This is a genomic window from Rhodoferax fermentans, assembly GCF_002017865.1.
GTDB classification, from domain to species: domain Bacteria; phylum Pseudomonadota; class Gammaproteobacteria; order Burkholderiales; family Burkholderiaceae_C; genus Rhodoferax; species Rhodoferax fermentans.
On the sequence record NZ_MTJN01000002.1, the window covers coordinates 2,273,724 to 2,286,057 of the forward strand.

The window sequence follows — 12,334 nt, forward strand, 5'->3', positions numbered from 1 at the left end:
GAGGGCGATTATCGGCAATCGCCGCTGCATGCTGCGTGGGTGACAATCCAGCCGCAGCCGTTGGGCGCTGTTTTTTTCCGGATGTCAAAGGTCTTGTCCCCATGGAGATGCAACACGCCCTGGCCCAGGAGTGGGCCACCCTGCAAAACCACCACGAAGCGCAGGAGCGCAACGCCTTGGGTCTCAAGCTGCTGGCCTTGCTGCTGGTGGCGGGTAGCTGGATGACCGGGCTGGAGCCGCTGCTGGCGGCGGCCCTGGTGCTGGTTTTGTGGTTGCAGGAAGCCATTTTGAAAACCTGGCAACACCGGCTGGCCGAGCGGCTGCTGGTGATCGAGAGGCTGTTCACACGGGGCCCGCAGGGCGCCGAGGCACCGTTTCAGCTGCATACGCAGTGGTTGGCCCAACGCCCTGGTCTGGGCGGCCTGCTGGCCGAATATGGCCGCAGCGCTCTGCGCCCGACGGTGGCCTTCCCGTATGCCGTGCTGTGTTTGCTGGTGCTGTTGGTGTAAGGCTTTTGCACTGCTGGCGCTAGGGCCATTGGTCAGGTCCTGTGCTGCCGGGGCCCTGCTCCAGGATAATCGATAGCTATTTTTATCATAGCAAGGTAGCCATCATGGGCCAGAGACTCACTCAAATCGCCACCCGCACAGGTGACAACGGCAGCACCGGCCTGGGCGACAACACCCGCGTGTCCAAAAACAGTTTGCGCATCCACGCCATGGGTGACGTGGACGAGCTCAACTCCCACATCGGCCTGCTGCTGTGTGAGCCGATGCCAGACGCGGTGCGTGAGCTGCTGGTCAGCATCCAGCACCAGCTCTTTAACCTGGGCGGTGAGTTGTCGATCCCCGGTTATGAGTTGCTCAAGCTCGATGCGGTGCTGGCGCTCGAAGAAGCCCTGGCCCATTTCAACGCGCAGCTGCCCACACTGCAGGAGTTCATCCTGCCCGCCGGCAGCCGTGCCGCTGCGCAGGCGCATGTGTGCCGCACCGTGGCGCGCCGGGCCGAACGTGTGGTGGTGGCGCTGGCCAACCAGGACGCCCTCAAACCCACACCACAGCAGTACCTCAACCGCCTGTCCGACCTGATGTTTGTGCTGGCGCGGGTGCTCAACCGCTACCGACCGGAAGGCGGCGTGGGTGACGACGTTTATTGGCGCAGTGAACGCCTGAAACAGTCCACAGCGGACTGATCCTCACGCCATCTTTACCAGAACTTTGCAGGGCACTTTACATGCCCGACATCCCTGACATAAGCCTGATTTATCATGGCTTATGAACTTTTTGCGCCCGTCTCTCCTCACCTCCAGCACCCTGTCCGCGCTGGCTGTTCTGGCCCTTGTGGGCTGTTCTGACAAAGCCGCTGTTCCCGCTTCCGCCACCGCCGCACCGGCGGCCAGCGCCCCGGCGGGCACACCCGCCCCTGCTGCCAGTGCCGCAGCGCCACCAGTGTCTGTGAGTGTGGTACACGCCGCGCAGCGCGACATGGCGGTCAAGCTCAACGCCACCGGCACGGTGGTGCCACTGACCAGTGTGGATGTCCGCTCCCAGGTCACCAGCACTATCCGGCAAGTGCATTTCAAGGAAGGCCAATTCGTCAAGGCAGGGCAATTGTTGTTCACGCTGGATGCCCGCACCGATGAGGCCAACGCCGCCAAGGCACGTGCCCAGCTGGCCAAAGATCAGGCGAGCCTGGCGGAAGCCCGGCGCCAGTGGGAACGTGCCAAGCAGCTGCTGGCACAGAACTTTGTCTCGCAGGGTGCGGTAGATACCGCCCAGGCCCAGGTGGACACCTGGATCGCCACCGTGGCCGCTGACCAGGCGGCCATTGCGGCCAGCAACGTGGCCTTGTCTTATGCCCGCATCACCGCACCCAACAGCGGGCGCGCCGGTGCGGTCAATGTGTTTGCGGGCAGTGCGGTGCTGGCCAACCAGACCGCGTTGGTCACCATCACCCAGCTCGACCCGATCGGTGTGGCTTTCAGCATCTCGCAACGCGACTTGTCCAACGCCTTGACGGCGCTTCAGGGCGGTGGTGCCAAGGTGACGGCCACGCTGGCCGACGGCGGTGGCAGCTTTGAGGGGCGGCTGCAGTTTCTGGACAACCTGGTGGACGCCAACTCCGGCACGGTCAAGGCCAAGGCGGTGTTTGCCAACCCGGCCAGCAAACTCTGGCCGGGCGCTTTTGTCGAGGTGCAGCAAACCGTCACCACTCTGAAAGACGCGGTGGTGTTGCCACAGGCCAGCATCATCCAGGGCCCGCGCGGGACCATCGTGTATGTGATCGAAAACGGTGTGGCGCAGCCGCGCCCGGTCAAGCTCTTGCATGCCGAGGGCGGTGAGGCGGCGGTCAGTGGTGTGCAGCCCGGTGAAGCCGTGGCCATGGATGGCCGCCAGAACCTGCGGCCCCAGGCCCGGGTGGTGGTGCGTGCGCCCGCCGCTGCGGCCTCGGGGGCGGGCAAAGGCCAGGGCAAGGGCGGCGGCAACAGCGCCCCGGCCAAGACGGCGAGCCAGCCATGAACCTGTCGGAGTTGTTCATTCGCCGTCCGGTGATGACGGTGTTGTTGAATCTGGCCATTGTGCTGGCCGGGGTCATCGCGTTCAGAAGCATCCCGATTGCCGCGCTGCCCAGTTACGACACCCCGGTGATCAGTGTCAGTGCCAGCCTGCCGGGCGCCAGTCCCGAGACCATGGCGATCTCGGTGGCCTTGCCATTGGAGAAACAGTTCCAGACGGTGCCGGGCTTGACCACCATCAGCTCCACCAGCACCTTGGGCAGCACCTCGCTCACGCTTGAATTTGACGAGAGCCGCAACATCGACGCGGCGGCGGTGGATGTGCAGGCGGCGCTGCTGCGGGCGCAGCGTGCCCTGCCGGTCGAGATGACCACCTTGCCCTCGTACCGCAAGGTGAATCCGGCCGATGCACCAGTGCTGCTGATTTCCTTGCAATCCCCATCTCTGGCACCGGCGGATTTACAGGACTATGCCGAACATCTGATCACCCCCACGCTGGCGACCCTGCCTGGTGTGGCGCAGGTGAATATTTTTGGCGCCAAACGTTACGCGGTGCGGGTGCGGGTGCAGCCCGATGCGCTGGCGGCGCGCAACCTCGGCCTGGATGAACTCAGTGCGGCACTCAAGGCGGCCAACGTCAACACCCCGGTGGGTACCCTGGAAGGTCCGCGCCAGACCCTGGTGTTGCAGGCCAACAAACAACTCAAAAACGCCGCCGAATTCGGTGAACTGATCATCAGCACACGCGGCGGCAACCCGGTGCGGCTCAAGGACGTGGCCAGTGTCGAAGACAGCCTGGAAAGCCTGAAAAGCTGGGCCACCTTCAACGGTGAACCAACCACCACCCTGGCGGTGCAGCGCCAGCCTGGTGCCAACACGGTGCAGGTGGTGGATGCGGTGCGTGCGGCCTTGCCGGCCTTGCAGGCGCAGCTGCCCCAGTCGGTGACGCTCACCCCCATCAACGACCGCTCCTTGTCGGTGCGTGAGGCCTTGCACGATGTGACGCTGACCCTGCTGGGCACGATTGTGCTGGTGGTGCTGGTGATCTTTTTGTTCCTGCGCCGTTTTGTCGCCACGGTGATCCCGGCGCTGTCCTTGCCGGTGTCGCTGATTGGTGCGGTGTCGCTGTTGTGGGGTCTGTCCTACAGCCTGGACAACATCTCGCTGCTGGGCCTGACCCTGGCGGTGGGCCTGGTGGTGGACGACGCGATTGTGGTGCTCGAGAACATCATCCGCCACGTCGAGCGGGGTGAGAACCCGTTCCAGGCCGCGCTGCGCGGCGCACGCGAGGTGGGTTTCACCATCATCTCGATCTCGGTCTCGCTGATTGCGGTGTTCATCCCGATCTTTTTCATGCCCGGGGTGATTGGTCTCTTGTTCCACGAGTTTGCGGTGGTGGTGGGCCTGTCGATTGTGGTGTCGGCTTTTGTCTCGCTGACCTTGGTGCCGATGCTGGCCAGCCGTTTCCTGAGTGATGAGGCGCACAAAAAGCCGCCTGGCGCGCTGGTGCGGCTGTTTGAGCGGGGGTTTGACCAGATGCTGGCGTTTTACACCCGCTGGCTGGACCGCGCGCTGGCGCACCGGGTGCTGGTGCTGGGTGTGGCCACGGCCACCATCGTGGCCACCGTGGTCTTGGCAACGCTCATTCCCAAGGGCTTTTTCCCCGAGGAAGACCTGGGCCAGATGTCAGTCAGCACCGAGGCCGGTGAAGACACCTCGTTCACCGCGATGGTGCAGCTGCAGGAGCGTGTGGCCGAGATCATCCGCCAGGATCCGGCGGTGGCGGCGGTCAGCTCCTTCAACGGTGGCAGCGGCGCCCAAAACACCGGTCGCATGTTCATCACGCTCAAACCGCTGGGCCAGCGCCCGCCGATGAAACAGGTGGTGGAAGGGCTGCGCAAAAAAGTCAACGCGGTGCCCGGCATCAGGATCTTCATCCGGCCCACACAGAATCTGCAGCTGGGCGGTCGCCCGAGCAAGGCGCAGTTCCAGTACATCCTGCAAAGTGTGCGCGCCGACGAGCTCAACGACTGGGCCAGCAAGCTGCAGGACCGCCTGCGCAACGACCCGATGTTCCGCGACGTGACCAGCGACGCGCAGTTGCGTGCGCTGCAGGCCCAGCTCAAAATCGACCGCGACCGCGCCAATGCGCTGGGGGTGTCGATGGAGTCGGTGCGCAGCGCGCTTTACAGCGCGTTTGGGGAACGCCAGGTCTCCACCATCTACCTGCCGACCGATACCTACCAGGTGATTCTGGAGGTGACGCCTGAGGACAAACAGGATGAGAGCGCGATTGCCAAGCTGTATGTGCGCTCTTCCACCGGCGCGTTGGTGCCGCTGTCGAGCTTCACCACCGTGGTGCGCACCGTGGGGCCAACCTCGATCAACCATGTGGGGCAATTGCAGGCGGTCACCGTGTCCTTCAACCTGGCCCCCGGTGTGGCGCTGGGCGATGCCACCGCAGGCATCGATGCCGCGCGTGAGGCGATTCAGATGCCGGCCTCGATCATCAGCAGTTACGGCGGTGATGCGGCTGTTTTCAAAAGCTCGCAGGGCAGCCAGCTGGTGCTGATTCTGGCCGCGCTGCTGGTGATCTACGTGCTGCTGGGGGTGCTGTATGAGAGTTACATCCACCCGATCACCATCCTGATGGGCCTGCCCTCCGCCGCCGTGGGGGCGCTGGCCACCTTGATGTTGTTTGGCCAGGACCTCACCTTGATTGCCACCATTGGCATCGTGCTCTTGATTGGCATTGTGAAGAAGAACGCCATCATGATGATCGACTTTGCGCTGGACGCCCAGCGTCACCAGGGCATGGACCCGGCGCATGCCATCCGCGAGGCTTGCATCCTGCGGTTCCGCCCGATCATGATGACCACCATGGCCGCGCTGATGGGGGCCTTGCCGATTGCGCTGGGCATTGGCGCCGGGGCCGAGCTGCGCCAGCCGCTGGGTCTGGCGGTGGTCGGTGGGCTGGTGTTTTCGCAGGCCATCACGCTGTTCATCACCCCGGTGATCTACCTGACGCTGGAGCGTTTCAGCGGCCGTGGCCCCGTGCTCACCCCCGAGGTGCCGCCTGAGCAAGACAAGGCGACCAGCGGTACGGCCTGAGTCGATGGCAGGGATTTTTCAAAAAGAATAGCTATTAGCCCTTATTTCAAAAGGGCTAGAAGCATAAAACACTTATAAGCCGTTGGCGCGACGCCGGTGCTGGCGTTCAGGCCAGTTCAGACCAGGCGGCGTCGGCTTGCCACGCTGCTGCCCAGGCCTGCAATTGCGCAGCAGGCATGGGCCGGGCAATGCCATAACCCTGGGCCAGCTCGCAGCCCAGTTGCAGCAGCGCCGTGCCATGCGCCACGGTCTCGACACCTTCGGCAATCACCTGGCGTTTGAAGGCCGCAGCCAGGCCAATCACACCTTGCAAAATGGCCAGGTCATCCGGGTCCTCCAGCATGTCACGCACAAAACTCTGGTCGATCTTGAGGATGTTGACATGCAGGCGTTTGAGGTAAGTGAGGGAGGAGTAGCCGGTGCCAAAGTCGTCCAGCGCAAACATCACACCAAAACGCGCACAGTCTTCGATGACCTGCGAGACCAGCGCCATGTCTGACAACGCACTGGTTTCCAGCACCTCGATCTGCAGATTGGCCGGGTTGACCTTGGGGTGTTTGGCCAGCAGGAACTGCAGGCGTTCCACAAAGTCGCCCTGTTGCAGCTGGCGTGCGCCCACGTTCACGCTGACCTGGCGCAGGTCCAGCCCGCTCTCGTGCCAGCGCTCGATCTGGGTCAAGGTGGTGTCAATCACCCATTCACCCACCGCCACGGCCAGCGGGTGGTCTTCGATCACCGGCAAAAACGCGGCGGGCGCCAACAGGCCTTTCTCTGGGTGTTGCCAGCGGATCAGCGCCTCCACCCCGACGACCTGGCCACGGCGCATGTTGACCTTGGGCTGGTAATACAAGACAAACTCATCCTGTGCCAGCGCCAGACGGATGCGTTCCAGGCTTTCGTGGTGGCCACGAATCGAGGTGTCCTGCGCGGCATCGAAGATGTGGTAGCGGTTTTTGCCTGCCACTTTGGCCTGGTACATGGCCTGGTCGGCCTGGCGCAGTAGCTGGTCCGCATCAATCTCCTGGGTCTGCGGGAAGAAGGTGACACCCAGGCTGGCCGAGGCCTGCAGCAGCAACTCGCCGAGATACACCGGTGCGGCCGCAGCCTCCAGCAAGCGGGTCAACATCGGCACGCAGTTGGTCAGGTTGTCCAGGTCACTGAGCACCGCGACAAACTCGTCACCCCCAATGCGCGCCAGCGTGTCCCCTTCGCGCAGGGCGTCCTTCATGGCTTTGGCCAGCGAGATCAGCAACTGGTCACCGACGCCGTGTCCATGACGGTCATTGATGTTCTTGAAACCGTCCAGGTCCAGGAACACCACCGCCAGCTGTTGCCCGCGCCGCTGGGCCTGCACCATTGCCAACTGCAAGCGGTCAGCCAGCAGCACACGGTTGGGCAGGTTGGTCAAGGCGTCAAAATGGGCGATGTGCTCCAGCTGGCTTTGCTGCAACTTGCGCTCGGTGATGTCGGTGAAGGTCACCACCACCTGCAACAGGGTTTGCTCGGCATCGCGCAGCGGGAAGGCGCTGCACAGCGCCCAATTTGGCGCTGGCTGACCGGCATGGTGCACGCCCACCACATAATTCTTGAGCGACTCCCCCGATGCCAGCACCCGGTTGACCGGGTAGTCCTGCGAGGACATGGGGGTGCCGTCTTCCTGCAGCAGTTGCCAGTCCTGCGCCTGGGCGGACCAGCCCGCTGTCGGATCCTGCGTCAGCCCGAACAGGCTGGCAGCTGTGGCGTTGGCATAGAGGATGGATCGGTCGGGGTGGTGCACCACCACGCCCGAGGACAGGTGGTCCAGCAGGGAGCGGTACCTTTGTTCACTGAGCCGCAGCGCCAGCTCGGCCTGGTAACTCTCGGTGACATCGCTGAAGACCAGCACCACCCCGACGATCACACCCGTGGCGTCACGGATCGGGGCGGCACTGTCGGCAATCTGGTATTCCTGCCCGTCGCGGGCCAGCAGCACGGTGTGGTTGGCCAGGTCCACCACATGGCCCCGTGCCATGACCAGTTGCACCGGGTCGGGCACTGTCAGGCGTGTTTCTGAGTTGACAATGCGGAACACCTCCGCCAGCGGCCGGTGGATGGCGTCGACCAGTGGCCACCCGGTGAGCTGCTCGGCCGTCGGGTTCATGCGGGTGATGCGCCCCGCCGGGTCGGTGGCGATGACAGCGTCCCCAATGGACCGCAAGGTGATGGCGAGGTTCTGTTCACTTTCCTGCAGTGCCTTTTGTGCCTGCACCCGCTCGTGCACGTCGTAGATGATGGAAAACAGCAGCTTGCGTCCCTGTGTTTCGATTGGTGTGGAATGGACCTCCACATCACGTATCTCCCCGGACGCCAGGCGATGTGAAAAAATGAAATAGTTGCGTTTGCCGTTCAAGACACTTTGTCTCTGCTCGGCGACCACTTCCGCAGGCAGGGTGTTGATGACGCTGATGTTCATGCCCACCAGTTGCTGGCCCGCATAACCGTAATAGTCCAGCGCCGCCGCATTGGCGTCCACGATGTCGCCCGAGGATGGCTCAATCAGCAGCATCACCGAGGAGTTTTTTTCAAACAGCTGCCTGAAACGCGCCTCGCTTTGCACCAGGGCTTGTTCGCGCCTGGCCGAGGATTCCAGCAACAGGTTGAAACCACCAATCAGTTCGCCGATTTCGTCAGGGCGATGTACCGGCAGCACCTGCGCTGGCTGGTCACTGAGGTTCTGGTGAAGCAATGATCGGCTGGCCGACAGCATCGGGGCAAGTTGATGTTGCAGCAGTCGGCTGATCAGCCACCAGGTCAGCATACCGGCCAGCGCGGTCAGGACTGCCGCGTTGAGAAACAGCCGCTGCAGCATGTCATCAATCGGTGCAAAAGCCTCTTGGGCAGGCAGGGTGGCCACCACGATCCAGTTGGCCGAGGGAATGGCCTTGGCGGCTGACAACTCCAGCACCCCGCGTGAACTGACGGCCACCCCATAACCCTCAAAACCCTGCATGTAGCGGTCATGCATGGTGTTGAGTGCTGGCGCAGGAGAGGGCTGCATGACCCGGGTTTTGTCCGACGCCGTGATGATCAGCTGGTGTTGCCGGGCGATCAGCAGGTAGCTGCCGGTCTTGCCGTAGCGGGTCTGGGCGATCTGGTCGAGGAAGTTGGGTTGACCCAGGTTGATGGTGCCCACCAGTGCACCGATGGTTTTGCCATCACTGGCCAGAATGGGGGCGGTGATGCTGAAGAGCGGTGCCCCCAGCTTCTTGCCGATGGCGGGTTTGCCAATCACCGTTTTGCCTTCTCGCAGAGGGATGGACACCGATTCCCGGTCCATGTAGCTGGTGCCAATCCGTCCGGCAGAGTGGGGCACATCGGCCACCGCCACCCCATCCAGCCCCGTGACAAAAACACCCCCGTTGAACAGAAGCTGTAGCAGCGGGCGCTGTTGCAACATGGCCTGCAAGTCCGATGGCTTGGCCAGCAGCTTGGGGCTGATGCCTTTGGCAATGGTTTCCAGTGCCTGCTGGCGATTGTTCAGGTGGTCATTGATCTCGCGGGCGATGCCCGACACGGTGGCGAACTGCTGTTCACCCATCACCTCTTGCATATCGGTGCGCAACATCCGGCTGGCATACCAGGCCAGCGACCAGATGCTGACCACAAAGAGCAGCAGCGTGAGCACGGTCACCCGGGTTTTGAGTGAGCGCAACTGAAAAAACTTCAGGCCCATAAGCGGCATGGCCCTCCAAAAAGTGCAGATGCGAGGCAAGCTACCTGATCAGATGCGTCGGCTTTTGGTGGCAGTGGGCGCCGGCCAGACGCGGGTGCTCAAGCAGAGTGGGATGGATGGCCAGTGGCGCAAGCGCCGCGCCGCGCTGGTCACAGCCAGACGTTGGAAAGTTTACTCCGCGTCGTGCCCGTGCAAGCAACTTTTCGCAGGTGACCGGTGGGTGTTTAGGGTCATCAACAGGGCCTCAAACGCAGCCACCGGTACCGGTTTGCCAAACAGATACCCCTGGTACTGACGGCAGCCGTGTTCGGCCAGAAAGGCCAGCTGGGCCTCGGTCTCCACCCCTTCGGCAATCACATCCAGGCCCAGGCTGTTGCCCAGGGCGATGATGGTCTTGACGATGGCCGCGTCGTTGTGATCGGTGAGCAGGTCGCGCACAAAGGACTGGTCGATCTTGAGCTGCGTCAGCGGCAGGCGTTTGAGGTACGCCAGGGAAGAATAGCCCGTGCCGAAATCGTCCAGCGAAAAACGGATGCCCAGGGCCTGCAGCTCCTCCATGCGCTGGACCACCGCGTCGGCATCTTCGATCAGGGTGCTTTCGGTCAGCTCCAGCTTGAGTTTGCTGGCCGGGGCACCGGTGCTGACCAGGAGCTGTTGCACCTGGTCGGTGAAACTGAGCTGGCGAAACTGGCGTGCGCTGACGTTGACCGCCAGACTGAGCTGGGCCAGCTCAGGGTGCTTTGACCAGGTGGCCAGCTGGCGGCAGGCGGTTTCCAGCACCCAGTTGCCCAGCGGCACAATCAGGCCGGTGTCTTCGGCCAGCGCAATAAAACTCGCTGGTGAGACCATGCCTTGGTGCGGGTGACGCCAACGCAGCAGGGTTTCGGCGCCGATGGGCTGGCGCTGCTCGTTCATCTGCACCTGGTAGTGCAGTTCAAACTGGCCCAGCCCCAGGGCTTCATGCAGGTCGGCGTTCATGGCCGAGCGTGCGTTGGCGGCGGCCTGCATCGCTGGGTCAAAAAAACACAAGGTGTTGCGCCCGGCCGCTTTGGCCTGGTACATGGCGGTGTCCACCCGGCGCAGCAACTCCGTGGCCGAGGTCACCACATCACCAAACATGGCCACCCCGATGCTGGCTGAACAGTGGTAAGTGATGACTTCACCCTGAGGGCCGGCCGCCAGATGGAACGGCTGGTTCAACGCATCGCGGATCTTGGTGGCAATGGCGGCGGCCTGCACCGGGCTGGTCAGGGTGCCACCGAGGTCTTCGAGGATCACCACAAACTCGTCCCCACCCAGGCGGGCTGTGCTATCTCCTTGGCGGATGCTGCGGCCCAGGCGGGCCGCCACTTCCACCAGCAGCCCGTCGCCGGTGGTGTGGCCGTGGGTGTCATTGAGCTCCTTGAAGTGGTCCAGGTCGATCATCAACAAGGCACCCATGCGGTGATGCCGGGTGCTGGTGGCCAGCGCATGTTCCAGCCGGTCAAACATCAGCCGCCGGTTGGGCAGCAGGGTCAGCGGGTCAAAAAAGGCCAGCTGGTGGATCCGCTCCTCATGGCGTTTGCGTTCGGTGATGTCCTGGCTGAAGCCAACGATGCCAACAATGTCCCCACCAGTCCGGATCGGTGACAACACCACATGGAAGACCCGTGGCGTGCCATGCAGCAAGGAATGGGATTCGTATTCGACCTCGACCACCTCGCCTGCATAGGCACGACGGCTTTGTTCCTGCCAGATCTTTACTTCCTCCTGATGCCAACCCGACTCTTCCAGCGTTTTCCCCAACTGACTGCCAACAAACTTCACCACCACGGCGTTTTCCATGATGCAGCGCCCGTCCAGGTCGCGTGCCCAGTAGGCCACCGGGGTGTTGTCGACGATGGCACGCAACAGGGACTCACTTTCCTGCAAAGCTTGTTCGGCCACCTTGCGCCGTGTGATGTGTCTGGACAGTGCAATAAATCGCGGCGCTTCATGGCCGATGGACGCTTTCTGCGCCACTGACAGCTCGAACCACTCGGGTCCCCGCTCCAGATCGAGTCTGTATTGGTGGCCGATCGAAAAGCCGTGCTCAAACGCCTCTTGCAAGGCCTGGTAACAGACGTCGGCGGCTGGTGCTGGCAGCACCTCTCGGATCGTGCGCCCAAGCAGTTTCGAGGGACGGACGACCATCCAGTCCTCCCGTGGCACATGGTGGGCGTGGTAGCGGCCGTCCAGGTCCAGCTCAAACATCAGGTCAGGAATGGCCTGCAAGGTGGCGGCAAAACGGTTTTTCAGGGCCTCGAGTTCGTTTTCTTTGCGTTTGCGTTCATCGATGTCGACGGCGATGCCTGCTACCGCGTTGACCTGCCCATCGTCACCAAGCAGGGGTTGTTTGATGCTGAGAAAACAGTGTGCTTCCTCAAACATCCTGCTGTGGATGTAGGCCTCGCTGGTGTTGGCCTGGCCGCTGGTGGCAACCAGGCGATCGATGTCACACAGGCGATCGGCGATATCTGTCGGGAACAGATCATGGTCTCGTTTGCCAAGCACCTCGGACCGTGACAAAGCCAGTGTGGAGCAGGCCATGTCATTGACGTAGATGTAGCGCCCGTCCAGATTCTTGATGTAGATCGGCGTCTGCAGGTGGTCTATGGCGGCCCGAAGTTGTTGGTTCTCATCGCTCATATCTTGCTTTCCGCTGTTGCCCACACAAGTAGGGTCCCTACAAGCTGTTTGCCTGCAGCCACCCGCAGAGCATATGTCAACACCTTGTACCAAGTATGTCAGGCCCGCCAAACGGGCAAGGTACTTCACTTATCGTAGCAGACAACCCTTTTGAAATAAGGGCTATGGCAATATATCACGCTCAACTCTGCCCTGGCAACCTGCGGCACAGTGCTGTCCAATGGGTGCTGGCGCACAGTTCGACCGGGTACTCAGGTCTAGGATCCAAAGCGTTTTTTGTCACCACATTCGCGTCAAGAAGTCCTTGACTATTCACGTTTCGAACCCAT

General features: G+C 62.4%; 6 protein-coding genes. 4 read left to right on the top strand and 2 right to left on the bottom strand.

The genetic code is table 11. The features are described 5' to 3' along the window. Positions 1–101 precede the first annotated feature (101 nt). The 4 genes from RF819_RS10740 (at position 102) to RF819_RS10755 (ending at position 5,626) form a co-directional block, all read left to right on the top strand. A complete protein-coding gene (locus RF819_RS10740; protein ID WP_078364984.1) occupies positions 102–509 on the top strand; it encodes a hypothetical protein in 408 nt (135 codons plus the stop codon). Positions 510–613: 104 nt separating this feature from the next. Further along, positions 614–1,192 carry a cob(I)yrinic acid a,c-diamide adenosyltransferase gene (locus RF819_RS10745; RefSeq protein ID WP_078364985.1) on the top strand — a complete coding sequence of 193 codons (579 nt, stop codon included), beginning with the start codon at positions 614–616 and terminating at the stop codon, positions 1,190–1,192. Positions 1,193–1,274: 82 nt separating this feature from the next. Continuing rightward, positions 1,275–2,519: an efflux RND transporter periplasmic adaptor subunit gene (locus tag RF819_RS10750; RefSeq protein ID WP_078364986.1), complete on the top strand. Its 1,245-nt coding sequence runs from the start codon at positions 1,275–1,277 to the stop codon at positions 2,517–2,519. Then, complete coding sequence (locus RF819_RS10755; protein ID WP_078364987.1) at positions 2,516–5,626, top strand: efflux RND transporter permease subunit; 3,111 nt, start codon at positions 2,516–2,518, stop codon at positions 5,624–5,626. Before RF819_RS10750 ends, RF819_RS10755 begins: the two co-directional genes overlap by 4 nt. Before the next feature lie 106 nt (positions 5,627–5,732). On the opposite strand, the gene RF819_RS10760 is transcribed toward RF819_RS10755, so the two are convergent. Both RF819_RS10760 and RF819_RS10765 read right to left on the bottom strand, forming a co-directional pair. Continuing rightward, positions 5,733–9,347: an EAL domain-containing protein gene (locus RF819_RS10760; protein ID WP_078364988.1), complete on the bottom strand. Its 3,615-nt coding sequence runs from the start codon at positions 9,345–9,347 to the stop codon at positions 5,733–5,735. Positions 9,348–9,509: 162 nt separating this feature from the next. After that, positions 9,510–12,005 (bottom strand): sensor domain-containing protein, encoded by a 2,496-nt coding sequence (locus RF819_RS10765; protein ID WP_078364989.1) that lies wholly within the window; start codon positions 12,003–12,005, stop codon positions 9,510–9,512. Positions 12,006–12,334 lie beyond the last annotated feature (329 nt).